The 26,193-nt window shown below is 67.0% G+C and carries 25 protein-coding genes and 1 riboswitch; of the genes, 9 read left to right on the top strand and 16 right to left on the bottom strand.

Translation table 11 applies throughout. The features are described from left to right. The 3 genes from AC07Z7_RS06910 to fabF all read right to left on the bottom strand — a co-directional run. The coding region (locus AC07Z7_RS06910) for a sensor histidine kinase (protein ID WP_494765784.1) at nt 1–744 on the bottom strand (744 nt) is incomplete at its 3' end. 181 nt (nt 745–925) lie between these two features. Continuing rightward, nucleotides 926–2,344, bottom strand: coding sequence for a bifunctional UDP-N-acetylglucosamine diphosphorylase/glucosamine-1-phosphate N-acetyltransferase GlmU (gene glmU / locus AC07Z7_RS06905; protein WP_494765783.1), 1,419 nt, complete (start codon nt 2,342–2,344; stop codon nt 926–928). A 100-nt stretch (nt 2,345–2,444) separates the two neighbouring features. Then, nucleotides 2,445–3,728: a beta-ketoacyl-ACP synthase II gene (gene fabF / locus AC07Z7_RS06900; RefSeq protein WP_494765782.1), complete on the bottom strand. Its 1,284-nt coding sequence runs from the start codon at nt 3,726–3,728 to the stop codon at nt 2,445–2,447. Between the two features lie 251 nt (nt 3,729–3,979). Here fabF and AC07Z7_RS06895 point away from each other — a divergent pair, with 251 nt between their 5' ends. The 4 genes from AC07Z7_RS06895 (at nt 3,980) to AC07Z7_RS06880 (ending at nt 8,385) form a co-directional block, all read left to right on the top strand. After that, nucleotides 3,980–4,633 carry a TetR/AcrR family transcriptional regulator gene (locus AC07Z7_RS06895; protein ID WP_494765781.1) on the top strand — a complete coding sequence of 218 codons (654 nt, stop codon included), beginning with the start codon at nt 3,980–3,982 and terminating at the stop codon, nt 4,631–4,633. 444 nt (nt 4,634–5,077) lie between these two features. Beyond that, a complete protein-coding gene (locus AC07Z7_RS06890; protein WP_494765780.1) occupies nt 5,078–7,000 on the top strand; it encodes an IPTL-CTERM sorting domain-containing protein in 1,923 nt (640 codons plus the stop codon). A gap of 42 nt (nt 7,001–7,042) precedes the next feature. Further along, nucleotides 7,043–7,528, top strand: a complete 486-nt coding sequence (locus AC07Z7_RS06885; protein ID WP_133066330.1) for a hypothetical protein — start codon at nt 7,043–7,045, stop codon at nt 7,526–7,528. Between the two features lie 542 nt (nt 7,529–8,070). Beyond that, the gene (locus AC07Z7_RS06880; protein ID WP_494765779.1) at nt 8,071–8,385 is read left to right on the top strand and encodes a hypothetical protein; all 315 of its coding nucleotides are present in this window, start codon (nt 8,071–8,073) and stop codon (nt 8,383–8,385) included. Nucleotides 8,386–8,538: 153 nt separating this feature from the next. Here AC07Z7_RS06880 and AC07Z7_RS06875 read toward each other — a convergent pair whose 3' ends face one another. Both AC07Z7_RS06875 and AC07Z7_RS06870 read right to left on the bottom strand, forming a co-directional pair. Next, complete coding sequence (locus AC07Z7_RS06875) at nt 8,539–8,931, bottom strand: DUF2917 domain-containing protein (protein WP_494765778.1); 393 nt, start codon at nt 8,929–8,931, stop codon at nt 8,539–8,541. A 105-nt stretch (nt 8,932–9,036) separates the two neighbouring features. After that, on the bottom strand, nt 9,037–9,612 hold the full coding sequence (locus AC07Z7_RS06870; RefSeq protein ID WP_494765777.1) for a DUF2917 domain-containing protein: 576 nt from the start codon (nt 9,610–9,612) through the stop codon (nt 9,037–9,039). A 136-nt stretch (nt 9,613–9,748) separates the two neighbouring features. Here AC07Z7_RS06870 and AC07Z7_RS06865 point away from each other — a divergent pair, with 136 nt between their 5' ends. Continuing rightward, a complete protein-coding gene (locus AC07Z7_RS06865; protein WP_094291639.1) occupies nt 9,749–10,750 on the top strand; it encodes a LysR substrate-binding domain-containing protein in 1,002 nt (333 codons plus the stop codon). A gap of 104 nt (nt 10,751–10,854) precedes the next feature. On the opposite strand, the gene tyrS is transcribed toward AC07Z7_RS06865, so the two are convergent. After that, nucleotides 10,855–12,087 carry a tyrosine--tRNA ligase gene (tyrS, locus tag AC07Z7_RS06860; RefSeq protein WP_494765776.1) on the bottom strand — a complete coding sequence of 411 codons (1,233 nt, stop codon included), beginning with the start codon at nt 12,085–12,087 and terminating at the stop codon, nt 10,855–10,857. Between the two features lie 204 nt (nt 12,088–12,291). On the opposite strand from tyrS, the gene AC07Z7_RS06855 reads away from it, so the two are divergent. Both AC07Z7_RS06855 and AC07Z7_RS06850 read left to right on the top strand, forming a co-directional pair. Further along, the gene (locus AC07Z7_RS06855) at nt 12,292–13,662 is read left to right on the top strand and encodes a M23 family metallopeptidase (protein WP_494765775.1); all 1,371 of its coding nucleotides are present in this window, start codon (nt 12,292–12,294) and stop codon (nt 13,660–13,662) included. A 38-nt stretch (nt 13,663–13,700) separates the two neighbouring features. Further along, complete coding sequence (locus tag AC07Z7_RS06850; RefSeq protein WP_494765774.1) at nt 13,701–14,810, top strand: anhydro-N-acetylmuramic acid kinase; 1,110 nt, start codon at nt 13,701–13,703, stop codon at nt 14,808–14,810. Nucleotides 14,811–14,910: 100 nt separating this feature from the next. On the opposite strand, the gene erpA is transcribed toward AC07Z7_RS06850, so the two are convergent. The 6 genes from erpA to AC07Z7_RS06820 form a co-directional block, all read right to left on the bottom strand. Then, nucleotides 14,911–15,276 (bottom strand): iron-sulfur cluster insertion protein ErpA, encoded by a 366-nt coding sequence (gene erpA / locus AC07Z7_RS06845; RefSeq protein WP_056414289.1) that lies wholly within the window; start codon nt 15,274–15,276, stop codon nt 14,911–14,913. A 60-nt stretch (nt 15,277–15,336) separates the two neighbouring features. Further along, nucleotides 15,337–15,735 carry a bactofilin family protein gene (locus AC07Z7_RS06840; protein ID WP_094291643.1) on the bottom strand — a complete coding sequence of 133 codons (399 nt, stop codon included), beginning with the start codon at nt 15,733–15,735 and terminating at the stop codon, nt 15,337–15,339. A 194-nt stretch (nt 15,736–15,929) separates the two neighbouring features. Beyond that, nucleotides 15,930–16,640: a DUF6776 family protein gene (locus AC07Z7_RS06835; RefSeq protein ID WP_063461957.1), complete on the bottom strand. Its 711-nt coding sequence runs from the start codon at nt 16,638–16,640 to the stop codon at nt 15,930–15,932. 155 nt (nt 16,641–16,795) lie between these two features. Further along, on the bottom strand, nt 16,796–17,188 hold the full coding sequence (rpsI, locus tag AC07Z7_RS06830; protein WP_011804080.1) for a 30S ribosomal protein S9: 393 nt from the start codon (nt 17,186–17,188) through the stop codon (nt 16,796–16,798). A gap of 11 nt (nt 17,189–17,199) precedes the next feature. Then, nucleotides 17,200–17,631, bottom strand: a complete 432-nt coding sequence (rplM, locus tag AC07Z7_RS06825; protein ID WP_026437700.1) for a 50S ribosomal protein L13 — start codon at nt 17,629–17,631, stop codon at nt 17,200–17,202. A 204-nt stretch (nt 17,632–17,835) separates the two neighbouring features. Further along, a complete protein-coding gene (locus AC07Z7_RS06820; protein ID WP_494765773.1) occupies nt 17,836–19,791 on the bottom strand; it encodes a serine/threonine protein kinase in 1,956 nt (651 codons plus the stop codon). Between the two features lie 287 nt (nt 19,792–20,078). Between AC07Z7_RS06820 and AC07Z7_RS06815 the strand changes: the two genes are divergently transcribed. Continuing rightward, entirely contained in the window at nt 20,079–20,966 is an 888-nt protein-coding gene (locus AC07Z7_RS06815; RefSeq protein ID WP_252659824.1) for a 23S rRNA (adenine(2030)-N(6))-methyltransferase RlmJ, read from the top strand. Between the two features lie 74 nt (nt 20,967–21,040). Here AC07Z7_RS06815 and AC07Z7_RS06810 read toward each other — a convergent pair whose 3' ends face one another. The 4 genes from AC07Z7_RS06810 to ahcY all read right to left on the bottom strand — a co-directional run bounded on the left by AC07Z7_RS06810 (nt 21,041) and on the right by ahcY (nt 25,073). Next, nucleotides 21,041–21,517, bottom strand: a complete 477-nt coding sequence (locus AC07Z7_RS06810) for a septal ring lytic transglycosylase RlpA family protein (protein ID WP_252659947.1) — start codon at nt 21,515–21,517, stop codon at nt 21,041–21,043. Nucleotides 21,518–21,612: 95 nt separating this feature from the next. After that, entirely contained in the window at nt 21,613–22,464 is an 852-nt protein-coding gene (metF, locus tag AC07Z7_RS06805; RefSeq protein ID WP_094291648.1) for a methylenetetrahydrofolate reductase [NAD(P)H], read from the bottom strand. Next, entirely contained in the window at nt 22,461–23,459 is a 999-nt protein-coding gene (locus AC07Z7_RS06800; protein ID WP_494765772.1) for a TlyA family RNA methyltransferase, read from the bottom strand. Before AC07Z7_RS06800 ends, metF begins: the two co-directional genes overlap by 4 nt. 177 nt (nt 23,460–23,636) lie before the next feature. Continuing rightward, complete coding sequence (gene ahcY, locus AC07Z7_RS06795; RefSeq protein WP_494765771.1) at nt 23,637–25,073, bottom strand: adenosylhomocysteinase; 1,437 nt, start codon at nt 25,071–25,073, stop codon at nt 23,637–23,639. A 68-nt stretch (nt 25,074–25,141) separates the two neighbouring features. Further along, nucleotides 25,142–25,221: riboswitch (S-adenosyl-L-homocysteine riboswitch) on the bottom strand. 188 nt (nt 25,222–25,409) lie between these two features. Here ahcY and AC07Z7_RS06790 point away from each other — a divergent pair. Then, nucleotides 25,410–26,180 carry an SDR family oxidoreductase gene (locus AC07Z7_RS06790; protein ID WP_494765770.1) on the top strand — a complete coding sequence of 257 codons (771 nt, stop codon included), beginning with the start codon at nt 25,410–25,412 and terminating at the stop codon, nt 26,178–26,180. Nucleotides 26,181–26,193: the final 13 nt, after the last annotated feature.

Raw genomic sequence — 26,193 nt, 5'->3', positions numbered from 1 at the left:
CACCCGCACCGTGCAGCCCGCCCCCGGCGCCGCCGTGGCGGCGAGCGTGGCGCCATGGCGCTGGGCAATCGCGCGGCACAGCGCCAGCCCCGTGCCCACGCCGTCAAACTCGGTCTCACGGTGCAGGCGCTGGAACACGCCGAACAGGGTGCCCGCACGCGCCGGGTCAAAGCCCACGCCGTTGTCCTTCAGCGTGAAGGCCACGCTACCTGCCGGTGCCGCATCGGCCCGCACGGTGATGCAGGGCTGGGCCACGGGGCGTGTGAACTTGAGCGCATTGCCCAGCAACTGCACCAGCAACTCCTGCAGCAACACCGGGTCGGCGTGCAGCGTAGGCAGGTCGGCATCCACGCGCCACTCCACGGCACGCCCCGCCTCGGCAGGGGCCAGCGTGGCGCGCGCCTGGGCCATCGCATCGGCCAGCGGCACAGGCTGCAGGCGCAGTGGGGCGCGGCTGGCACGCACCAGGGCTTGCAGGCCGTCGATCATGAGCCCCATGCGCCGGGCGGACTGGTCCATGGTGGCGAGGAAACCCAGGGCCTCTTGCACCTCGGCGCCCTGCACCACTTCGGGCGGCAAGTCGCCCAAAACCTCGCGCACCAGCGTGCCGTACGACGTTACATGCCGCAGCGGCGCGCGCAGGTCGTGCGAGACGGCGCGCAAGAACTCCTCCTGCGCAGCCGCCATGTCGGCCACCTGCTGCTGGCTGCGGGCCAGCTCGGCGCGCAGCTGTTCGGGGGTCATGTCTGCACCAGCCACTTTCATCTCCCGCCGCAGGTCACAGAAGCGTGCATGGCACAACGAGGCGCCAACGCGCTATGCACGAAGACGAAGGCGCAGGCGAGGACAGCCAGCAAGGGCCGCCCCGCAGCAAAGGCTGTCGTCCCCCTGGAGGGGGAGGGCGCGAAGCGACTCAGGGGGTGCTTCATTTTTTCGGGCGGGACCAGTTGGCAATACTCACCTGCTTGCCCCGCGCCACACTCAGCGCGCCAGGCGCCGTGCTCTTGGTGATGGTGCTGCCGCCGCCCACCGTGCCGCCTGCGCCGATGGTCACGGGCGCCACCAGCACGCAGTTGCTGCCCACATGCACATCGGCCTCGATCACCGTGCGGTGCTTGTTAGCGCCGTCGTAGTTGGCGGTGATGCTGCCTGCGCCGTAGTTCACGCGCTCGCCCACCATGGCGTCGCCCAGGTAGGCCAGGTGGTTGGCCTTGGCGCCGTCGGCCATGGTGCTGTTCTTCACTTCCACAAAGTTGCCGATGTGCACCTCGCGGCCCAGTTGCGCGCCGGGGCGCAAGCGGGCAAAGGGGCCGATCAGCGCGCCCTCGCCCACGGTGGCTCCGGCCTTTTCGCCGTCGATGTGGGTGTAGGGATGGATCACCGCACCTGCAGCGATGCGTGCGTTGGCGATGCAGCAATTCGCGCCAATGCTCACGCCCTCGCCCAGTTCCACGCGGCCGGTGAAGACGCAGTTCACATCGATCTCCACATCCTGGCCGCAGACCAGCTCGCCGCGCACGCCGGTGCGGGTGTCGTCGCGCAGATCAAACCGGGCCGGGTCGGCCAGGCGCAGGCCCTGCTCCATCAACGCACGGGCCTGGCGCAGCTGGTGGGCGCGCTCCAGCTCGGCCAGTTGCAGCGGGCTGTTGACACCTGCCACCTGCAGCGCGTCGCTGATGCGGTGGGCTACCACCGGCACGCCATCGGCCACGGCCATGGCGACGATGTCGGTGAGGTAGTACTCGCCCTGGGCGTTGTCATTGGTCAGCCGCGCCAGCCAGCCACGCAGCAGGCGCGCGGGCACGGCCATGATGCCGCTGTAGATCTCGGTGATGGCGCGCTGGGCGTCATTCGCGTCCTTGTGTTCGACGATGCCCTGCACGGCGCCATCGGCATTGCGCAGGATGCGGCCATAGCCCGTGGGGTCGGGCAGGGTCACCGTGAGCAGCGCCAGCTGCTCGCCTCCGCTGGCCGCCACCAGCGCGCGCAGGGTGTCGGCCTGGGTCAGCGGCACATCGCCCGACAGCACCACGGCCGTGCCGTCATCGCGCAGGTGGGGCACGGCCTGCAACACGGCGTGGCCCGTGCCCAGCTGGGGTTCCTGGCGCACAAATTTCAGGGCAAAACTGCTGTCTGCGCGCGCTGCACCTGCGCAAGCCGCTTCTACTTCTATAGCACCATGGCCCGTGATGACGATGGCGCTGCGCGCCTGCAGGTGCCCGGCCTGGTCCAGCACGTGGTGCAGCAGCGGGCGTCCGGCCAGGCGCTGCAACACTTTGGGGAGGCGGCTTTTCATGCGCGTGCCCTTGCCGGCCGCCATGATGAGGATGTCGATTGGGGTCATGGAATGCGTCTGGAGATCAGTAGCCCGGGGCGGTGCGCCGCGCGGGCCGGTGCGGGATTATCGGCTGCGCCGCCCGCTACCCACCAGCAGCCTCTCGCCCTCAGGCCGCCCCAGGCTGCCAGCGCCGCAGCACCAGGGTCGCATTCACCCCGCCAAAACCAAAACCGTTGACCATGGCGTGCGTGAGCGCCATGCGGCGTGGCGTCAGCGCCACCAGGTCCAGGCCTTGCGCCAGTTCATCCGGCGCGTGCAGGTTCAGCGTGCCGGGCACCACCTGGTCGCGCAGCGCGAGCACTGTGAAGATGGTGGCCACCGCCCCCGCCGCACCCAGCAGATGCCCCGTGGCCGACTTGGTGGAAACGATCGCGGGCCCTGCACCCGTGCCAAACACGCGGCGAATGGCGGCGAGTTCACCCCGGTCGCCCACCGGGGTGGAGGTGGCGTGGGCATTGAGGTGCTGCACCTCGTCGGCCCGCAGCCCCGCCTGCGCCAGCGCGGCGGCCATGCTGCGCGCGGCGCCGTCGCCATCTTCCGGCCCCGAGGTGATGTGGTACGCATCGGCCGACGTGCCGTAGCCCACCAGCTCGGCCAACGGCTGCGCGCCGCGTGCGAGGGCGTGGTCCAGCGCCTCGATCACCAGCATGCCCGCGCCCTCACCCATCACAAAGCCGTCACGCTGTGCATCGAACGGGCGTGAGGCCTGCTCGGGCGTGGCATTGAACCCCGTGGACAGCGACTTGGCCGCCGCAAATCCACCCAGGCTCACGCGGTCGATGGCGGCCTCGCTGCCACCACACACGGCGATATCGGCCTCGCCCGCACGGATCAGCCGGGCCGCGTCGCCCAGCGCCTGCACACTGGCGGCGCAGGCCGTGACCGGCGCCCCCAGCGGCCCCTTGAGCCCGTGGCGGATCGACACCTGCCCCGCTGCCAGGTTGACCAGGAACGACGGCACAGTGAACGGCGACAGCCGCTGCGGCCCGCGCGTTTCGGTGGTGCGCACCGCGTCGGCAATCGCGCCAAAGCCGCCAATGCCCGAGGCAATGACGGTGGCCGTGCGCGCGAGCGCCGACTCGTCCCCCCCCACCACCGGCCAGCCCGCCTGGGCCAGCGCCTGGTCGGCAGCGCCCAGCGCAAAGGGGATGAAGCGATCCATCTTGCGCTGGTCCTTGGCCGAGACGATGGCATCCACATCCCAGCCGCCCTCGGGGTCCTCGGACAGCGGCAGCACCCGCCCGGCCACCTTGGCGGGCACTCCTTCGGTCACGGCCTCGGGCAGCACGGTGATGCCCGAGCGGCCCGCCAGCAGGCGCTGCCAAGCCAGTTCCACCTGGCAACCCAGGGGCGACACCAGGCCCATGCCGGTGATGACAACGCGGCGCATCAGCGGGCCGCTCCGTGTGTGGCAGGCGCCAGGGCGCTGCGGTGGGAAAGAGGGGTGGGGGTCATGGAATCACCTCGCTGGTTGCCGCCCGGCGCCTCTGCGGCCCCGGGGTTGACGGGGCCAGCGGCCGCCCGGTGGCGGGCCACGCGGTCACACCGCCACAGAAGGATCGGGCATTTATGATTGGGGCCGTCATCATAAACACAAAACACCGCTTTGCGTACGGTCGCAATCAATAGAAGGCCCACCCCATGAAAGTCTCCAAGGCACAGGCCGCCGAAAACCGCCAGAGCATCCTGGACGCCGCCGCCCGGCTCTACCGCGAGCGCGGCCTCACGGGCGTGGGGGTGGCCGACATCACACGCGACGCGGGGCTCACCCACGGCGGGCTGTACCGGCATTTCGAGTCCAAGGACGCCCTGGTGCGCGAAGCCTGCGCCCGTGCGTTCGACTGGTCGATTGCGCCGCTGGACGGCCACACGCCCAACGCCAGCGTGGCCGACCGCATCCAAAGCTACCTCTCGCCCCAGCACCGCGACGCCCCCGGCAGCGGCTGCCCCGCCGCCGCGCTGGCGGTGGACGCAGCACGCGCGGGCGGCGAGTTGTCGCAGGTGTTTGCCGAAGGCATCGAGCGCAACATCCAGCGCTTTGCGCAGCTGCTGGCCGACGCCGAGCCTGCTATGCCCGCCGTGTCCGCTGGCACCGCGCCGCAGGATGCCGACAAAACGACGGTAGCCGCCACTGCAGCCACCCACCGCGCGCACGCCATGCAGGTGCTGGCCACCATGGTCGGCGGCCTGGTGCTGGCCCGCGCCACAGCGGCCGCGCAGCCGGGGTTGTCCGAAGAGATTCTGGCCACCCTGCAGGGGCAGTTGATACGCCTGCTGGACACGCCAAGCACCTGAGACACCGGGTCGCAGACCAGGTCCATTGCCATCAAAGAGCTTCTTGTACTGCTGATGGGGCTGGCGCGAGAAGCCCCTGCGCGGTGAGCGCTCCCACCGGGGTGCGGACCATCGCTCAAGCGCAGACAGCGCCACACAAGCCCCCGCCCCATCACAGCGGCTATGACGCAGCTGCTTGCGGCAGTGCCGACCGCGCCTTGCTTTCTTCAAAACCCCCACGCCAAGTCCGCGCACACCTTACCCACTGCACCCACTGATTGCAGCTGCTGGCCCCCGAATGAGACGCCCAGTCAAGAACCGGGCAAACGCCCAGTCAAGCCGCTGGAGCCGTCTGCCGCGACGATCCGACGGGTACGTCACGTCAGGCACACAACCTGATGCTCTCAAAAGCATAGCTTCTTGCGCTTTATGGCAAAGCGCCGGAGGCCTTCTCACAAAAAACACATGGATTCTTTCTTCAGGCCGCGCATTCTGCTGCTCGTGGCCCTCGCCAGCGCCAGCGCCGGCGCCGTTCGCGCCGAAGTGCTTTTCGACAACCTGGGCACGGGCGACAACGTTGGCTACACGGTACAGGTTCCCATGCGCTGGGCCAACCGGGTGCCAGTGGGCCCGGCGCCAGCCCGCATCACCCAAGTGGCGCTGGACATGGTGAACGCCCACAACCCCGATACGCCCTTCACCATGGAGGTCTGCGGCAGCGCCCCGGGCGATGGGGCGCCCGCGAACGACTGCCAGCCGTTCACCGCCACGGCCATGGCGCCGTCACCAGGGCCCACCACCTTCACCGGCAGCTACACCGCTCGGGCTTCGAGCCAGGTCTGGGTGATCTTTGCGGATCCCAACGGACCTGCGGGCAGGGGCTATCGGCAGGTCAACCGCAGCAGCACCGGCGGACACCTCTGCCGCGACTACATGGGGTGGCGGTGCTACCCCCAGTCCTGGGTAATGCAGCTGCAAGGCACGCTCTTGCCCATTGCCAGCAGCGCCAGCCCCGCCACGGGCCTGTTCAATGGGGGACTCACGGTGAGCATCGAAGGCGCCCGGCTCACCGGCGCCACGGCCGTGGCCTTTGGCGGCACCCCAGCAGCCAGCTTTCGGGTGGACAGCGACACCCGCATCACAGCCGTCACCCCCGCTCACGCGGTGGGCCCGGTGGCCATCGAGGTCACCACGCCCGATGGCACCGCCACGCTGGACGCAGGCTTCGCCTTCGTCGCCCCCGTGGATGGTGCCTGCGGCAGCGCCCAGGGGCAGCCAACATCCGCAGCCCCTGCAGCCAACCTGTGCAGCGCGGGCCAGGCCAGCAGCGTGCTGTTGCCGCCCGGCGACCGGACGATCTACCAGTGGACCTGTGCTGGCCTTTATGGCGGCGCCACCTCGCCACAATGCACGGCGCCGTCGCTGCTGCCGTTCATCATCCATGCCAACCCTGCCAGTGCGGGCAGCAACGGGGGCGATCAGGTCAGGTTGACCGGCCACGCCTTCAGTGGGGCGACGGCGGTCACATTCGGTGGTGTGGCAGCCGCACGCTTCACGGTGGACAGTGCAACGCAGATCACCGCCACCACCCCTGCCCATGCGGCAGGCGCGGCCACCGTGGAGGTCATCACGCCACACGGCACTGCACAGCACATGGGTTTCGGCTTTTTACAGTCGGTGAACGGCACCTGCGGCGCTGCGGCCGGTCGCCCCAGCATCACCACACCCAGCACCGATTTTTGCAGCGCGGGCTCGGCCAGCACGGTGCTATCGGCCGCCGGGGGCTACACCTGGACCTGCGCAGGCACCCACGGCGGTAGCGACTCTGGCCTGTGCAGCGCTCCCTGGGCCGCTGTTGGCACGGGCAAGGGCAGCGTGCAAGTAGCGGGTTCGGGCGGCTGGCAGGTCCAGTCTGCCGCTTTCGGCGGCAGTCTGCCTGCGCCTTTGCCTGCGGGTGCTCGCTCGGACTTTGCCCCGCTCGCACTCACCTTGGCAGGCGGCACACCGGGCGCCAGCGCCAATGTCACCGTGCGCTACACCCAGCCGGTGCCGCCAGGCGCCGTCTACCTGAAGTACGGCGCCAGCCCAGAAGGCCTGGGTTGCACTGGTGCTGCGGCCTGCGCGGCGGCGCACTGGTATGCACTGCCAGGCGCGGCAATCGCACCCGATGGCCTGAGCGTGACCTTCACCCTGACCGATGGCGGCGCAGGCGACAGCGACGGCAACGCCGACGGCCAGATCACCGACCCAGGTTTGCCCGCCCTGCTGGCAGCCGCCCCAACGGGTGCGCAGGCCATCCCTGCTCTCGGCCCCTGGGCGCTGGTACTGCTGTCGTTGCTCGCAGCGGGCACGGCCTCGCGCCGACTGCGGGAGTCACTCCTCAATTAAGAGCATCTTACGCTTGCTACATAAGCCCTAGAGCCCCATTTCATGCACAAATCCCTATTGCATGCGGGCGCCATCGCCGCCTTGCTTCTCACCACCGCTGCACCCACCAGGGCCGACTGGGCCCTGCCTCCCGGCACTGCGGCCGACCTGGGCGGCGGCACGGTATCCCTGGGTTGCACGGACGTTGCCGTGAATGGCGGCTCGCTGGCCTTGGGCGCCAGTGGTGCGCTTTTGGCAGCACGCGATGTCTCCGCATCAGCCGGGGCGTCGCTGTCCCTGAATGGGGGCCGGGTGGAACTGGCTGGACAGTGGACATGGGCCAACCCCACACATGCCAGCGGCGGCCAGGTACTGCGCACTGCCAGCCCTGGCTGCCTTTTGGCCGGCCCTGCAGGCCCTATCCCGCTGGGCGGCAGCGCAGTTGCGCCCGTTCCGGTGCCCATGCTGGGCCCCTGGACGCTGGCTTTGCTCACGCCAGCCGTGCTCGCACTGGCAACCCGGCGGCGCAGGAAACCCGCACAACATTGACCTTACCGAGATTCATCGATTCCATGCTTCGACAACTCTCCCGCTCTCTTGTCCTTTGCCTTGGCATCGTGGCCACGCACGCTGGCGCAGCCGACATGACCCTCACGCCCGCCGCCGGGAGCCGTGTGGTCATCCACTCCGCACCCGGAACGCCCGCGCTACAGGTGCTGCCAGGAGGCGAGGTGCGCTTGCCCAACCTGCCCGCAACCCCCGCCATCGGCACCACCATGGTGTGCCACGACGCCACAGGCGCCCTGGGCCGCTGCAACCCGCTGGCATCCCAGGGGCCGAAAGGTGACAAAGGTGACCCCGGGGAAAAGGGGGACAAGGGAGATACCGGAGCGACGGGCCCCGCCGGATCAGCAGGCCCCGCAGGAGCCACCGGCTCGACAGGGGCAACCGGTGCTACAGGCCCGACGGGCCCGGCAGGTGCCACGGGTCCAGCAGGCCCTGTAGGCCCAGCAGGGCCCTCTGGCCCGGCTGGCCCGACAGGAGCCACAGGTCCGGCGGGGCCGCAGGGCGCTGTGGCAGGTGTATCTGTCATGCGCCACGGCTGCTTTTCAGTCACAGACCCGCTCTCTAACACTCTGGCGCCCGCCACACGGATCAGCGGCAACGGCTACACCGTGACGTCGGCGTATGGAGGGGGACAGACGCGGTCGTACTTTATTTTCTTCGACCAGCCGCCGGGAGGCTTGGACTCCTCCGTGCTGTTGGACATCCGAAGCAGCCCGGGCCGGAGCATGGCAGCCACCGTCAAACGCGACAACATCATCGACCTGCTGGTGACCGTGGATGTTGCAAGCAACATTGCCTCGGGCGAAAACCTCAGTGTCTGCTTCTCACTCTTTCGCTGAACTGCACGAAAAGATTGCGGGGGCTTGGAGTGGCCCCCAGAGCTTGCAGCGCTGGTGGGGTGATGTCCCAGGCGCTGAGCTCTTTCTGAAAGAGGCTGCAAGAAACGGCCAGGGCCACCAGCCCATCGCTGATCGCCCCCTTTTCACAAAGACTCAGGCGCAGCAGGCGTCGCTGGCCACCGCCACCGACGGGCTGCCAAAAGCCGCGCGGCGCCACCAGGGGGTGGCGGTGCTGGCCACGTCCACCGGCGTGCGCGTGAAGCGGAATTGCAGGCGCTGCTGGCCCACGGGCTCGACCACGGCGTGTTGGCCGGCGGCCACCCACAAAGTCTGGCCGGCGTGCAGGAACACGTCGCCAGCTTCGGTGCCGGTGCCGTAGGGGCCCGCATCCAGCGTGACCCAGGCCTGGCCTTCGGCAATGCGCAGGGCCATGGGCGCGCGGGGTGTGAGGCTGAGGGCCTTGCCTGGCAGCAAGGTGCTGACACCGTAGGCGGCAGCAGCCGTGGCAGCGGTGGAAAAGAACTTGAAAATCTGCGAGGTGGTCATATGAATCTCCGGGTTTACCCTTGATGGACTCTATGGTGCTCTGTGCTAGCCACAGCGTCCAATGAAAAGGAATGCACCAATTGATGCTCTTCTTGCATGTCGGTCTCAAGCGGGCTTGCTTTCGCGTGGTGCCGCTATCCGAATGAGAGCAAAACGGGCGATTCCGAGCATCACGCGCCCTCCGGCGCCGATCGCCTGCCCCCCCGCCAGCCCCACGGCGCGCCCACCCTGGGCGAGTGCCTTCACCAGGTCGCGCAGGGGCTGGACCACGCCACATTCCCATTCGGCACCGGGGCGCTGGGCGCACCGGCCTTGCGCGGGCACCGGGGCGGGGGCGCCATGCCAATGGAAAGCCACGTCCTCGCCGGGCGAGCCCGCCGGGGTCCAGACCTCCATCACCACATGCTGGCCCGCTGCGATGTCGAGGCGGTCACCGGCTTGCAGCAGGTGGTCGGCCACGCCAAGGAGCAAATCTGCGGGCATGTTGGCCGGCTGGTGGCGGGGCAAGGCCCCGCTCAGCGTGAGCCAGACCCGGCCCTGGGCAATCTCCAGCACGCTGCGCTCACGCGGGTGCAGCGACAGGGCGCGGCCGGGGGTCAGTTTCCAGCAACCGGCCGCAGAACGGCCAGCCACGGCGGCTTGCACGGATTGTTGCGATTCCAGAACGTTGCGGGCAGACATGACAGGCTCCTTAGAGTGGAAAAACAGGTGTTTTGGAGCATGAATAGTGATCCTTTCGCCACACACAGTCCAATGAAAACGCGGTACGCTATTCATTCCATCAACGCATGAATCAATACTCTCCGGGAGCCCTGCCATGGCCTCAGCCGAATACTCCCCCGCTGTCCTGCGCACCCGTCCGGTGGCCATGGGCCACTGGCGCGCCTTTCTGGCCGTGGCGCGGCACCTGAACTTCCGCGCTGCGGCCGACGAGCTGGCGCTCACCCAGTCGGCCGTGAGCCGCCAGATCCAGGCGCTGGAAGAAGAAGTGGGCGTGCCCCTGTTCCTGCGCCACACGCGCGCGGTGGAGCTGACCAGCGCGGGCGCGCAGCTGCAGCGCGCGGTGGGCCCGGCGCTGGAGCGCATGGACGCCGCCGTGCGCCTGGTGCGCCAGACGGCCGGGCGCCGCAGCGTGGCCATCACCACCTGGGCCAGCTTTGCGTCCATGTGGCTGATTCCGCGCATGGAGGAGTTCCAGCGCGACAACCCGGGTATCGACATCCGCATTGATGCGAGCGACGTGCAGGTCGATCTGGAAACCTCGGACGTGGACCTGGCATTGCGCTATGCCATGCCCGCCGGAGCCACGCAGGGCGGCATCCGCCTGTTTGGCGAGCAACTGGCCGTGGTGGCCAGCCCCTGGCTGCTCAAGAGCGGCAAACCGCTGCGCACCCCCGCCGATGTAGCGCAGTTCACCCTGATCGAGGCGGGCGACGCCCATCGCACGCACTATCTGGAGTATCTGAGCTGGCGCCGCTGGTTCGACACCCGCGACCTGACCAAACTGCAGCCTGAGCGCTGGCTCTACTTCAACTACGCCCACCAGATCGTGCAGGCCGCGCTGGCGGGCCAGGGGCTGGCACTGGCCCGCATGCCGCTGATTGCCGATGCCCTGGCTGCGGGCGACCTGGTGGAGGTGCTGCCCGGCCACCGCATCGACTCGCCACTGTCCTATTGGCTGATGGTGGGGCCGCGCAGCGTCAATCGGCCAGAGATCAAGGCCTTCTGCGCCTGGCTGCAGGTGCAGGCCGAGGCCACCCGCCAGGCGATTGGTGATGTGCCCGACCCGGATTTGAACGACAACCTGGACGGGGCCTGAAAAGAAAAAAGCGCCGGCCTGTACAGGCTCGGCGCTTTTGCTTCTATTTTTATAGCGATTATCACTTATCCAGCGGGCGGCGAAGGCCCATTCAGCTCAATAAATCAGGCCAATGTGACCCGTGCGAACTTGCGTTTGCCCACCTGCACCACGTAGGTGCCAGCGGCCAGCTTCAGGCCCTTGTCGCTGACCACACTGCCATCCACACGCACACCGCCGCCGTCGATCAGGCGGTTGGCCTCGCTGCCCGAGGGCGCCAGGTTGGCCTGCTTGAGCAGAGCGCCAATGCCCAGTGGTGCGCCGGACAGGCTCACCTCGGGGATTTCATCGGGCACGCCGCCCTTGCTGCGGTTGATGAAGTCCTGCTCAGCAGCGTCGGCGGCGGCCGCGCTGTGGAAGCGCGTGGTGATTTCCTTGGCCAGCATCACCTTGGCGTCCTTGGGGTTGCGCCCGCCCTCCACCTCGGCCTTGAGCGCGGCGATCTCGGCCAGGCTCTTGAACGACAGCAGGGTGAACCAGTCCCACATCAGGGTGTCGCTGATCGACAGCACCTTGGCAAACATGGTGTTCGCGTCTTCGGCAATGCCGATGTAGTTGTTCTTGGACTTGGACATCTTGTCCACGCCATCGAGCCCCACCAGCAGTGGCATGGTGAGCACACACTGCGGCTCCTGGCCGTATTCCTGCTGCAGGTGGCGACCCATGAGCAGGTTGAACTTCTGGTCCGTTCCGCCCAGCTCCAGGTCGCTCTTCAAAGCCACCGAATCGTAACCCTGCATCAGCGGGTACAAGAATTCGTGCACCGAAATGGACTGGCCGGTGGTGAAGCGCTTGTGGAAGTCGTCACGCTCCATCATGCGTGCCACGGTGTACTTGGCGGCCAGCTGGATCATCCCGGTGGCGCCCAGGGGTTCGCTCCATTCGCTGTTGTAGCGGATCTCGGTGCGGGCCGGGTCCAGCACCAGGCTGGCCTGCTTGTAGTAGGTCTCGGCATTCACCTTGATCTGCTCGGGCGTGAGCGGCGGGCGCGTGCTGTTGCGGCCCGAGGGGTCGCCGATCAGGCTGGTGAAGTCGCCGATCAAGAAGATGACCTGGTGGCCCAGATCTTGCAGTTGCCGCATCTTGTTCAGCACCACCGTGTGGCCGATGTGGATGTCGGGGGCCGTGGGGTCCAGGCCCAGCTTGATGCGCAGCGGCTGGCCCGTGGCCTCCGAGCGCGCCAGCTTCTTGACCCATTCGTCCTGTGGCAGCAGCTCTTGCACGCCGCGCAGCGAGATTTCGAGGGCTTGTCTTACACCATCAGAGACCGGGGTTGTTGTAACAGCAGATTGATTCATAAGGGTTTTTTGGGATGTCTAGACAGCATGCACCGCTATACTTCAGCCCACATTGCAGAGGCGGATTCTAGTGGGCCCGCCGTTTCGACCTGTTTTTCATCAACCTGTCGAATGGCTGCAGCCTGACAGTCTGTGCTCCTGGCCCCGCCCCGCATTCACACCGGGGGTGTGCCACGGATCCGCAATCACCCTGGGGATAGACCTTTGATTCACGGCCTCACTACGGTCCGCACCGCCAGCACCGCTTTGCTTGACCGACTGTCCCGCACGATCCAACAACACCCCAAACGCATCACCGCCGCCGTTGCCGCCGTCCTGCTGACGGGTGGCGGTGGCGCCTTCGCTGTGGCTTCCTTCGCGCCCGATCCGGCCGAGCTGCCCGTGCGCATGGTGAGCTACCCCGTCGAATCGCTGGCCGAGAACCTGGTGCTGGGCGAACTGGACGCCCCCGGCTTCTCGCTGTTCCGCTCCGAGCAGGTACGCTCCAGCGACACCCCCGAATCCCTGCTGCAGCGCCTGGGCGTGGCCGACCCGGCCGCCGCCGCCTTCATGCGTGGCGATACCCCCGTGCGCCAGAACGTGCTGGGCCGCACCGGCCGCAGCGTGTCGGCCGAGACCACCGACGACCACCGCCTGGTACGCCTGACCGTGCGCTGGGTGCCGGATGACAGCGGCAACTTCCGCCGCCTGATCGTCGAGCGCACAGGCGACAACAAGTTTGCGACGCGCATCGAAACCGCCAAGATGACGACCAACAGCCGGCTGGCGGGCGGCATCATCCACAGCTCGCTGTTCGCCGCCACCGACGCGTCGAACATCCCCGACGCCGTGGCTGTACAGGTGGCCGAACTGTTCTCGGGCAACATCGACTTCCGTCGCTCGCTGCGCAAGGGCGACCGCTTCTCGGTGGTGTATGAAACCTTGGAAGCCGATGGCGAGCCTCTGTCCAGCGGCCGCGTGCTGAGCGCCGAGTTCGTCAACAACGGCAAGACCCACCAGGCTGTGTGGTTCCAGGAGCCCGGCGCCGCCAAGGGCGCTTACTACACGCTGGACGGCGAAAGCATGCGCCGCGCCTATCTGGCCTCGCCCGTCGAGTTCTCCCGCGTGACCAGCGGTTTCAAGATGCGCCTGCACCCCATCCTGCAAACCTGGCGCGCCCACCTGGGCACCGACTTTGCAGCCCCCACGGGCACCGCCGTGCGCACGGTGGGCGATGGCGTGGTGGAGTTTGCGGGTGTGCAGAACGGCTACGGCAACGTGGTGTTCGTCAAGCACCGCAACCAGCACGTCACCGTCTATGCCCACCTGAGCCGCATCGACGTGCGCCAGGGCCAGTCGGTCGAGCAGGGCCAGACCCTGGGCGCCGTGGGCGCCACCGGCTGGGCCACCGGCCCGCACCTGCACTTCGAGTTCCGCGTCAATGGTGTGCACCAGGACCCCATGACCATCGTGGCCCAGAGTGAGGCCGCTGCCCCCGTCTCGGCCGCCGGCCGTCCTGCGTTTGACCGCCTCGCGGCCAACATGCGCGTCCAGCTGAACGCCGCTGCGCTCATCGAGCAGGCCAGCGCAGACTGACCACCTCCACACACGCTCCGCACACAACCCGACGGGCCATGTCCGATCTGTACATCGGCCTGATGTCGGGCACCTCGCTCGATGGCATCGACGGGGTGCTGGCCGACTTTTCTGGCCCACGCATGCGGGTGACGCACCACGCCAGCGCCGCCTTTGCACCCGCATTGCGCGCCGAGTTGCTGGCCCTGAACACCCCCGGCGACAATGAACTGCACCGGGCTGCCCTTGCAGGCAACGCGCTGTCGCGCGCCTATGCCGAGGTGGTGCAGGCACTGCTGCAGCGCAGCGGCCTGCCTGCCCATGCCATCCGCGCCATCGGCGCCCACGGGCAAACCGTGCGCCACCGCCCTCAGGAATTCGACGGCACGGGCTACACCCTGCAGCTGCTCAACCCCGCCCTGCTGGCCGAGCGGACCGGCATCGCCGTGGTGGCCGACCTGCGCAGCCGCGACGTGGCAGCAGGCGGCCAGGGTGCGCCGCTGGTGCCCGCCTTCCACCAGGGCATCTTCGGGCGGCCGGATGAAACGGTGCTGGTGCTGAACATTGGCGGCATCTCCAACCTCAGCGTGCTCGGCGCAGATGGCCGCGTGCTGGGGTTTGATTGCGGCCCTGGCAATGCGCTGATGGACCACTGGTGCCAGCTGCACACTGGCAAGCCTTTCGACAGGGACGGCGCCTGGGCCGCCACCGGGCAGGTGCTGCCCGGCCTGCTGACATCGCTGATGCAGGAGCCTTTTCTGCACAAGCCGCCACCCAAAAGCACGGGGCGCGACCTGTTCAACCCCCCCTGGCTGGCCACCCACCTGGAGCCCTTCGGGCATGCCAATCCCGCCGACGTGCAAGCCACATTGACAGAATTCACTGCCACCGCCTGCTCAGCTTGCGTTGATAGCTACAAAATAGATAGCAAAACCCTGGCGATGTGTGGGGGCGGTGCGCTCAACGCCCAGCTGATGCGCCGCCTGCAGGCCCTGTGCCCTTCGCTGCAGGTCGTGGCCACCGATGCCCTGGGGCTGCCCGCGCTGCAGGTCGAAGCCGCCGCCTTTGCCTGGCTGGCGCGCCAGGCAATGCACCAGGCCCCTGGCAACCTGCCCAGCGTGACCGGCGCAGCGGGCGCACGCGTGCTGGGCGCGGTGTACCCGGCCTGAGCGCAGCAGCGAAGCCCCCCACCATGAAAAAACCGCCCGAAGGCGGTTTTTGTCTTTGGTGCATCCAGGGCATCGGCCTCCCGGCCCGCCCTTAGGCCTATCAGGCCGAGAAGCTGGAGCCACACCCGCAGGTGGTGGTGGCGTTGGGGTTCTTGATCACAAACTGGGCGCCCTGCAGGTCTTCCTTGTAGTCGATCTCGGCACCCACCAGGTACTGGTAGCTCATCGCATCGATCAGCAGCGACACGCCATTCTTGGTCATGGTGGTGTCGTCTTCGTTGGTGATTTCGTCAAACGTGAAGCCGTACTGGAAGCCGGAGCATCCACCACCCTGCACAAACACGCGCAGCTTCAGGTCAGGGTTGCCTTCTTCGGCAATCAGGTCCGCCACCTTGGCCGCAGCACTGTCGGTGAAGAGGATCGGGGCGGGCATTTCGGTCTGGATGTTGTCGGCAACGGCGCTCATGGGGTACTCCGGGTTCGGTATTTGGGGTTAATACTACTGCAAACCGCTCGGGAATTCAGATCACGGATTGTTTGACGCCAACTTCAGTGGGGGCTTTTCCTCGACCAGCACGGCCGTCGGGAACAACTGCCCGGCAATCACAGCGCCCTGGTGCATCTCCAGCGCCCTGTAGTGCACGTTGCCAGTGATCTGCGCCTTGGGCTGCAGCTCCAGCAGCTCACCCGCATGCACGGGGCCCAGCACCTGGCCGTTGATGATCACGTGGTCGGCATGCACAGCCCCCTCCACCCGCGCGGTTTCCGAAATCACCAGGATGCTGGGTTGCTCTGCCCCTGCACGGATGTCGCCCACCACTTCACCGTCAATGCGCATGCCCTCGGCAAACAGCACATTGCCTTCGATTTTGGTGCCCTGCGCAACTAGGCTCTTGATGGGGGGCTGCTTCTTACGCGAAAACATGGGCAGGACTCCTGAAAAAGCGCGCAGGCCGGACGGCCCACATGCGGATGAACGAGAAAACCGAAGCTATTGGCTAGCACCACCCCACGCACCCTGCACAGGGTCACTGGCACACCTGAGGCGGGAGCACGGCGGGCCCCACCGGCTGCGACAGTGGCGCGGGGCCACCGGCGAAGACCGCCACCCTTTGTCTCTTACTCGATGGCCATGGTCTGCGTGGTGCGGACGGTGGCGCCATCCAGCACGCGCGCGGTCACGGTTTTTACCACGGCATGGGGCGGCAGATCGAGGACACCCTCCATGCGGCGGTACTGCTTGACCTGCAAGGGCTGCCCCTGGGGCGGCAGGGTCTGGGTCCAGGGCTTGCCATCCTGGGTGCCTGCCAGCACCAGCTCCAGGCGGCCATTGAACTCGGGCGCATTGCGGGCCGCCTGGATGACCAGCACCTGCCAGCGCAGCTGCATCCCGCCCAGCACCTCGGCCTGCAGGGCACGGATCGCCAGGCCATCGGTCTTGGCTGCCGGGATCAGTTTTTCAAAAAAACCCAAATCCTCACGCAGCGTCCGGTTGTCAGCCTCCAGCTGGCGCACCTGGGCCATCAGGCTCTCTTTGGCGGCGCGTTCGGTGGCCAGCAGGCTCTCGGCGGTCAATGCCACCGTTTGCCGCTCCTGGCCCTCATCGCGCAGGCGGGTGATTTCGGCCTTCATCTGGTGCACCTCATCACGCGACACGGTGTCCAGCCCGGCGATGGATTTGCCGAACTCGAACGCCCAAAGCGCGACTGCCGCACAAAAGCCCAGCACCACCGCCAGCGCCAGCCAGCGAAAGGGCCAGGGCAAGGCGCTGCGGATGGCCACCCGGGGGGCACTGATGGTCAGCCGACGGCGCAGCAGGCGAAAGCGCATAGGGTCAACAGGCGTGTCTTGGACATACAGCCCCCAAAAGAAAAGAGCGCACCATAAACGAAAAAACCGCCCGAAGGCGGTTTTTCTCTGTAAAGCACCCCGGGGATGCTTTGCAGCAGATGCCGCACAGGGCGGCATCCCGGCAGGGCCAAGGTTTAACGCTTGGAGAACTGCTTGGCGCGGCGTGCAGAGTGCAGACCGACCTTCTTACGTTCGACTTCACGGGCGTCGCGGGTCACGAAGCCAGCTTGGCTCAGTGCGGGCTTGAGCGTTGCGTCGTAGTCGATCAGGGCACGGGTGATACCGTGGCGGGCAGCGCCAGCCTGGCCGGATTCACCGCCACCGTGCACGTTGATCTGGATGTCGAAGGTTTCGACATGGTTGGTCAACGCCAGCGGTTGCTTGGCAATCATGATCGAGGTTTCGCGGCCGAAATACTGCTGAATGTCTTTGCCATTCACAGTGATCTTGCCGGAACCCTTCTTCAGAAACACGCGGGCGACGCTGGACTTGCGACGGCCGGTGCCATTGTTCCATTCACCAATCATCTCAAGGCTCCTTAGATTTCCAGAGCCTTGGGCTGCTGGGCGGTGTGGGGATGCTCTGCACCACCGTACACCTTGAGTTTCTTGATCATTGCGTAACCAAGGGGGCCCTTGGGCAGCATGCCCTTGACAGCCTTTTCCAGCGCGCGGCCGGGGTGCTTGGCTTGCAGGTCGCGGAAGTTCGTGGCCGTGATGCCGCCGGGGTAACCCGAATGGCGGTAGTACACCTTGTCCAGGGACTTGGTGCCGGTGACCTTGAGCTTGGCTGCGTTGATGATGACGATGAAGTCACCGGTATCGACGTGAGGCGTGTAAATGGCCTTGTGTTTGCCGCGCAAACGGAGAGCAACTTCGCTGGCTACTCGTCCGAGGACCTTGTCGGTCGCGTCAATCACAAACCACTCGTGCACGACCTCAGCGGGCTTTGCGCTGAAAGTAGTTGTCATGAGTTTTCTCTTGGAAAGAGGGTTTGGCGGGTCCTTTTCCACGGTCGGTGCTCCTCTTTCGGAAGCCTCTTAGGTGGCGCTTGATCTTCGCCGCGGGACCACAAAAGCGCTGCGAAGCCCTCGATTATACGAATTAGTCCCTTGTGAGCGCAAGCGACAGGCCCGGAGCGACCCGGACACCCGCCAAAAACCCGCCAAGCCCAGTCAATTGGGCGTCTGGCGGCGGCGCTGTTCCTCGGCTTCGTAGCGGCGGCGGTTTTCCACGCAGATGGGCTGCCCGGCCTGCGACGGCTTCTGGCATTCCTGGTGGATGCACATGGGGCGCGACAGGAAGTTGGCGTCGGCACAGGCCTCCTGGGGCGATGGAACGCGTGGCGGCGGTGGCCTGGGCTTGGGCTCGGCCACCACGGGCGGCGGCGGTGGTGGCTCAGGCTCCTCGCGCACCACGATGGGCGTCGGCACGGGCTCCGGCGCGGTGCGCTTGGCTGTGCGGGGTGCCACCCGGGGCGCCGATGCCGCGGCAGAGGCGGGGGATGCAGCAGATGCAGACGCAGCCCCACCTGCCGCCGCCAGGCCTGCCGGATTGGAAGCCCCTTCCACGGCAGCGGCGGCAGTTTCTGTGAGAACAACCTCTGCCGAAGCGGGCGCCGCAGGCGGTGCGGGCGGCTCGGCCATCTCGGTAATGATGTCGTCTTGGGCCGCCTTGTTGCCCTGCATCCAACGCAGGCCGGCCGCAGAGGCCACCACCACCAGCACGGCCACCACCAGCCCCGCGACCAGGGGTGACCGCCGCTTGGATCTGGCGGTTTTGCCCGCAGCGCGCACCGTGTCGCGCTCCAGCGGCAGGGCACGCGGCTCGCCCCCATGCCGGCGGTGGTGGGCTGCCCCCTCATGGCGCGAATCATCGGCCGCCACGGTGTCGCCTGCGTCGATGAACACCGTGTCCCCCGGGTCGGCAAACACGGTGTCGGGGCCGCCCAGCATGACCGTGTCGGCGCCCGGATCCGTCGCGGGACGGCCCACGCCGCTGTCCACCACTACGGGGGCCGCCGCTTCGGAGGTCTCTGCGCGTTTCGCCTGGGCCTGCATCTCGGCCACGATGCGCGGTGCTGAGGTCACATCCACCGTGGGCGTGAGCAAGCCGGGGCCGGGCTGGTCGGCAGGCTCCACCCAGATGTCGCCCAGTTCGGCGCGGAAATCAAAATGCTGGACATCGTCCGGCGGCGAAGTCATCTCCATGGCCTGGAGAAAAGCGTCAATGCTCTGCGGCCGGTCTTCGGGCCGCAGTGCCAATGCTTGCGCAATCGCGGCCACAAACGGCGCCGAATACTCCACGCCAAACTGCCGCTTGACGGTCTTGGCGATGCGGGGGAAAGACACCATGCGGTCGCGGATGGAGCGCAGCGTGGCAGGCAGCGGGGTGTCGTTGGCCAGGCAGCCGTGCATCACGGCCGCCAGCGAATAAAGATCACTCCACGGCCCCTGGCGCAGCTCCTCGTCGCCGTCGGAATACTGCTCGATCGGTGCGTAGTTCACCTTGAGCACGGCCGTGTGTTTGCGGTCCTGGTCATTGATCGCGTGCCGGGCCGCGCCCAGGTCCAGCAGTACCGGCGGGCCGTTGTCCTGCAAAAAGATGTTGTCAGGCGATATATCGCGGTGCAGCGTGTTCCCGTCGTGCAGCACCCGCAGGGCGTCCAGCACCGACCACAGCAGCTTGCGCAGCCAGGCCTCGGGCGGGGGCGTGCGCATCTGCGCCCGTGCCTGCTTGAAGGTCATGCCACTGTAGAGCGGCATCACCATATAGGCTGTGTTGTTGGCCTCCCAGAACCGGAACACCTTGACCAGCGACGGGTGGTCAAACTGGGCCAGCAGGCGCGCTTCGCCCACAAACGAGGCAAGGCCCGCTTGGAAAGTCTGCTGGTCGGACGAGGACCGCACCCACAGCGACTGCCCTTCGGACCGCCCGGCCAGGGCCGAAGGCATGTATTCCTTGATGGCCACCGCCCGGTGTAAGGAGTGGTCGAACGCCTTGTAGACCATGCCAAACCCCCCCACCCCAAGGAGCGCCAGGATCTCGAATTCGGCCAGCCGGGAGCCGGGGGGCAGCGCATCGACATGGCTGACTCCAGTGGCAGGGGCTTGGCGGAGGCTTTCGGTCATGGTCAAAGGACGTGGCGTGCTTGCGGTGTCGAAGGCGGTTCAAGAGCGCAACGGAGCGCCAGCACCGCCGCAGGCGCGATCATGCGGCATGGCAGGGGGTGATTTCGAAACAAATGGCTAACAAATGCCGACCTGTCTGCCAAAAACATCACGCTCGTGGCCAACCGGCGGTTCGGATTGTGCCGTGGCCTGGAAAGATACACCCAAGCAGCCCCCAGGGCACCCCGCCTGGGCGGGTGGCACCACAAAAAAGGCGCACCAAGGGGCGCACTCGTTACCATTGGGCCATGTTCAGTTATCGCCACGCCTTCCACGCGGGCAACCATGCCGATGTGCTCAAGCACACGGTTCTGATTGCCGCCTTGCAACACCTCACCGAGAAAGACGCGGCCCTGACCGTGCTGGACACCCACGCAGGCGCAGGCCTGTACCGGCTGGACGGCGACTATGCCAGCACCAGCGGCGAAGCCGCCGACGGCATCGCCCGCCTGTTTGCCCCCACCACCCCCGCCCTCGCCCCGGCCCTGCAGGCCTATGTGGACATGGTGAACGCCTTCAACCAGGGCAACACCCTGCGGGTCTACCCCGGCTCGCCCTTCATCACCCAGCGCCTGCTGCGCAGCCACGACAAGCTCAAGCTGTTCGAGCTGCACCCCACCGACCTGCGCTCCCTGGCGGGCAATGTCGCCCAGCTGGAGGCAGGCCGCCAGGTGGCCGTACTGCACGAAGACGGGTTTGAAGGCATCAAGAAATTCTTGCCCCCACCGGCCCGCCGCGCGCTTGTACTGTGCGACCCCAGCTATGAAATCAAGAGCGACTATGCCAAGGTGCTCGACATGGCGGCCGATTCGCTCAAGCGTTTTGCCACGGGCACCTATGCGTTCTGGTACCCGATCATCCCGCGCCCCGAGGCCCATGATCTGCCCCGGCGTCTCAAGACCCTGGCCACCAAGGCGGGAAAAAGCTGGCTGCACGCCACGCTGACCGTCAAGTCCAGCAAGATCACCGAAACGGTCACCGGCGACACCAAGCGCCCCGGCCTGCCCGCCAGCGGCATGTTCCTGATCAACCCGCCCTACACGCTCAAGGCGGCCCTGAAAGCCGCGCTGCCGCAGATGACCGAGCTGCTGGCGCAGGACAAACACGCCACGCACACGCTCGAATCCGGCGGCTGAGGCGCCCCACCCTGCGGTGCTGCGCCGCCCGGCGCCAGCCATGGGCCGTGAACACGCGGGCCAGAACGCCCTCCTCAAGGCGCCGCCGGGCAGTCCTTTTCATCCTCATCCAGCGCAAACAGCTCCACCGGCTTGAGCCCCAGGCCGATCATGCCCAGGGCCTCGGCTGCGCCACGGCTGAGGTCGATCACCCGGTTGCGGACATGGGGGCCCCGGTCGTTGATGCGCACCACCACCGTGCGCCCCGTGGCCTGGCTGCGCACGCAGACCCGCGAGCCAAACGGCAGCGTGGGATGCGCCGCCGTGAGCGCACGCATGTCAAAACGCTCCCCGCTGGCTGTGCGCCGCCGGTGGAACTGCGCGCCGTACCACGAGGCCAGCCCCACCTCGTCGGCCGTGACCAGCCCGAGGGACGAGGCATCTCCCCCGGGGGGCGGGAGCGGCGGTGGCGGCGGGGGGTCGATCAGCATCGCCTCGCCCGGCACCGTCAGGAGATGGGGGGCCAGCGCATCGGCCTCGGCCGACAGCCCCTGGGCCAGCGCGGGGGCCATCACCAGGGCCCACAACAACCCCACACACGCCGCATGCCCGGCAAGCCCCTGCAGGGACCCACAGCGGGCGGGCAGCGGCAGGCCACCCCAACCCATCAGATCCCCAGGCGGCGACAGATCTCCAGCGTCGCGGCGCTTTGGTTCATGGTGTAGAAGTGCAAGGCGGGCACGCCCGCGCTGCGCAGCTGGTCGCACAGGTCGGTCACCACATCCAGGCCAAAGGCCTTGATGCTGGCCGTGTCATCGCCAAACCCCTGCAGGCGCAGGCGGATCCAGCGCGGGATCTCGGCGCCACACGCGTCGGAAAAGCGCATGAGCTGTGTGGAGCTGCCAATCGGCATGATGCCCGGCACCACAGGCACATCCGCGCCCAGGCGCTGCGTGTCTTCGACAAAACGGAAGTACGCGTCGCTGTTGTAGAAATACTGGGTGATGGCCGAATCCGCCCCGGCCTGCACCTTGGCCACATAGGCCTTGAGGTCGGCCTCGGGCGAGCGCGCCTGGGGGTGCACCTCGGGGTAGGCCGCCACCTCGATGTGGAAGTCGCGCCCTGTCTCGGCGCGGATGAAGGCCACCAGGTCGCTCGCGTACTGGAACTCGCCACCCGCACCATAGCCGCTGGGCAGGTCGCCGCGAAGCGCCACCAGGCGCTTGACGCCCATGGCCTTGAGCGTGGCGAGCTGCTCGCGCACCGATTGGCGCGTGGCGCCGATGCAGGAGAAGTGCGACGCGGCGCCCACGCCTTCGGCCAGGATTTCGCGCACGGTGCCAAAGGTGCCTTCTTGCGTGGAGCCCCCGGCGCCGTAGGTCACCGAGCAGAAATCCGGGTGCAGCGCATACAGCTGCTGGCGGGCCACGCGCAGCTTGTCGGCGCCTTCGGGCGTCTTGGGCGGGAAGAACTCAAAACTCACAGGGAAACCGGTGCCCTGTGCATTGGCAGCATTCATGCAGCCCTCCTAGCATGGATAAAAAATTCACGGTTGCCGTCGCCGCCCTGGATGGGGCTGTCCAGCCACGCCAGCACGGCCAGGCCCACGGTGGCGCAGCAATCGCGGATGCGTTGTTCGACCACGGCGTACAGAGCCTCGTCGCGCACGATACCGCCCTTGCCCACCTGGCCGGGCTGCAGCTCGAACTGCGGCTTGACCAGCATGACCAGGTCGCCCTGTGGCGCCAGCAGCGGCACCAGCGCGGGCAGCACCAGTGTGAGCGAGATGAACGACAGGTCGCCCGTCACCAGGCCAAATTCGGGCGTGATATCGACATCTTCCCGGTCGGCGCGGCGGCGGCGCTCCACCGGCAGCGTGCCCTGTGCGCGCGCCTTGGCCAGCTCGGCGCGTTCGGCCTTGAAGGCTTCGATGTCCTTTTCCTTGGCATCGTCGCTGTCGTCATAGTCCTCGTCCACCTGGCCGCCGTTGCGCATCCAGCTGTAGGGGGCCTCGGGCTGGGTCTCGTTGTCCTCTTCCAGCTCGATGACTTCCGAGAGCGCCAGATCGCAGGCCTGCTGCAGCGCCTCGGGCGTCAGCGAGCGGGCGTTCACGCCCTCGACACACACCACCCGCGGGTCGTTCCTCAGCCGCTCGTGCAGCTGGTCATGGCCCACGTCCACGCCAATCACCTGGGCGGCACCGCGCTGCAACAGACAGTCGGTGAAACCACCAGTGCTCTGCCCCACGTCCAGGCAGCGCAGCCCTTGCACCTTCAGACCCTGGGCATCGAGCGCGCCTTCGAGCTTGAGCCCGCCGCGCGAGATGTACTTGGCCTCGGCGCTGTCGAGCAACTGCACCTCGGCAATGGCCGGGATGTCGTCGCCATTCTTGGCCACCTTCTGCCAGGACGCGAGCGGCGACAGGCGCCATTCGACACCCGACGCAATCAGGCGCTGGGCCTGCGAGCGTGTGGCGGCATGCCCCCGCTCCACCAAAAACACATCTGCGCGCATGGCGCCCGTCCTTTTATGAGTAAAAACAGCCGCTACCGCGCGACCATCATGCCCTGATAGCTATCATTAACATAGCAATCAGGTAATCAGCACCCGGCGTGCAAGCGCCGCTGCCCGGCCCCGCGCAGCGTCACGCCACGGGGGAAGAAGGGGGCACCGCCCCCTCAGCACATCCAATCAATAACGGTACGTATCGGGCTTGTAAGGGCCTTGCTTGGGCACGCCGATGTAGGCGGCCTGGTCGTCGCTCAGCTCGGTCAGCATGGCGCCCACCTTCTTCAGGTGCAGGCGCGCCACCTTCTCGTCCAGGTGCTTGGGCAGCACGTAGACCTTGCCGTTTTCATAGTAGTCGCTGTGGGTGAACAGCTCGATCTGGGCGATGGTCTGGTTGGCGAACGAGTTGGACATCACGAAGCTGGGGTGGCCCGTGCCGCAGCCCAGGTTCACCAGGCGGCCCTTGGCCAGCAGGATGATGCGCTTGCCGTCGGGGAAGATCACGTGGTCCACCTGGGGCTTGATCTCTTCCCACTGGCAGTGTTCTTCGAGCTTGGCGACCTGGATCTCGTTGTCGAAGTGGCCGATGTTGCAAACGATGGACTGGTCCTTCATCGCCGCCATGTGCTCGAAAGTGATCACGTCGCGGTTGCCGGTGGTGGTCACGAAGATGTCGGCCTTGTCGGCGGCCCATTCCATGGTCACAACCTTGAAGCCTTCCATGGCAGCCTGCAGCGCGTTGATGGGGTCGATCTCGGTCACCCACACCTGGGCGCTCAGGGCGCGCAGGGCCTGGGCGCTGCCCTTGCCCACGTCGCCGTAGCCCGCCACCACGGCCACCTTGCCGGCGATCATCACGTCAGTGGCACGCTTGATGCCGTCCACCAGCGACTCGCGGCAGCCGTACAGGTTGTCGAACTTGCTCTTGGTCACCGAGTCGTTCACGTTGATCGCGCGGAACATCAGCGAGCCCTTGGCCGACATTTCCTTGAGGCGGTGCACGCCGGTGGTGGTCTCTTCGGTCACGCCGATGATCTCGGCGCTCTTGCGGCTGTACCAGGTGCTGTCTTCGGCCAGCTTGGCCTTGATGGCGGCGAACAGGATGCGCTCTTCTTCGCTGCCGGGGTTGGCCAGCACGGACGCGTCCTTCTCGGCCTTCTTGCCCAGGTGCATCAGCAGCGTGGCATCGCCGCCGTCGTCCAGGATCAGGTTGGGGCCTTCGCCTGCGGTGCCCTTGGGGCCAAAGTCAAAAATGCGGTGGGTGTAGTCCCAGTATTCGGCCAGGGTCTCGCCCTTGACGGCAAACACGGGCGTGCCGGTGGCAGCGATAGCGGCGGCGGCATGGTCCTGCGTGGAGAAGATGTTGCACGAGGCCCAGCGCACATCGGCGCCCAGGGCTTGCAGCGTTTCGATCAGCACGGCGGTCTGGATCGTCATGTGCAGGCTGCCGGTGATACGGGCGCCCTTGAGCGACTGCTTGGCCGCGAACTCCTCGCGGATGGCCATCAGGCCGGGCATCTCCGTTTCGGCGATGCGGATCTCTTTGCGGCCCCAATCGGCCAGGCCGATGTCGGCAATGATGCAGTCGGTGTTGACCGGGGCGTTGACGCGTGCGTTCATGGTGGTGTGCTCCAAAGCATGTTTGAAAAACCACTGGTCGGGGGAGTGACAAGGCTCACCACACGAGAAGTGGATGAGCGTCGTTGCTGGGTGACTCCGAGCCTCACGCCCCGCCTGTGCTGGGGGCGCTGCAACGCTCCTCGGATCGGCGGATTATAAAAGCAAGTGCCCGGCGGGGAAACATCCCCGGCTGCGGGTGGGGCCGCCCCGCGCTCACTCGCCCTTGCTCTTTCACGTCGGCAACATGCCAACCACCCATGTCACCTGTGCGGCTGCCGGGGTTGGCGTAGCCCCTGACACTGGTGCTCTTTCAAAAGCGCCATCAAGGAGCACAGCATGGACCCCAAGGACAAGGTCGTCATCGTCACCGGCGGCGCCAGCGGCATCGGCCGCAGCATCGCGCGGCGTTTTGCACAGGAGGGCGCACGCGCCGTGGTCGTGGCCGACCTGCATCTGGAACCCGCCCAGGCCGTGGCCGACGAGATCGGGGGCCTGGCCGTGCGCTGCGATGTCTCCAAAGAGGCCGACATCCAGGCCCTGGTGGCCACCACGCGCGAACGCTATGGCCGCGTGGACGCCTACATCTCCAACGCGGGCATCCTGGGCCGCCCGGGCGGCATCGAACTCGAAGACCCGCTGTGGGACGCCATGTGGAACATCCACGGCATGGCTCATGTATGGGCGGCCCGGGCCGTGGTACCCGAAATGGTGGAGCGTGGTGAGGGCTTCTTCCTCGTCACGGCCTCGGCCGCCGGGCTGCTGACCATTGTCGAATCCGCCCCCTACGCCGTGACCAAACACGCGGCCGTGGCCTTTGCCGAATGGCTGCGCATCGCCTACGGCCGCAAGGGCGTGGGCGTGGCCTGCCTGTGCCCGCAGTCGGTACGCACCGCCATGGTCACGGGCGACGGCGGATCGGCCTCGCACGACGGCATCCTCCCCCCTGAGCAGGTGGCGGGCGACGTGCTGGCCGCCATGCTGGACGGGCGCTTTCTGGTACTGCCCCACCCCGAGGTGACGCAGTACTTCCGCAACAAAGGGCAGGACTACGAACGCTGGATCGGCGGCATGCAGAAGATGTACGCCCGCCACACGCAGGCGAAGTGAAACACCCCCTGAG

The sequence above is a fragment of the Acidovorax sp. GW101-11A03 genome, from assembly GCF_059424825.1.
This window is presented reverse-complemented; position numbering and strand designations above follow the sequence as displayed.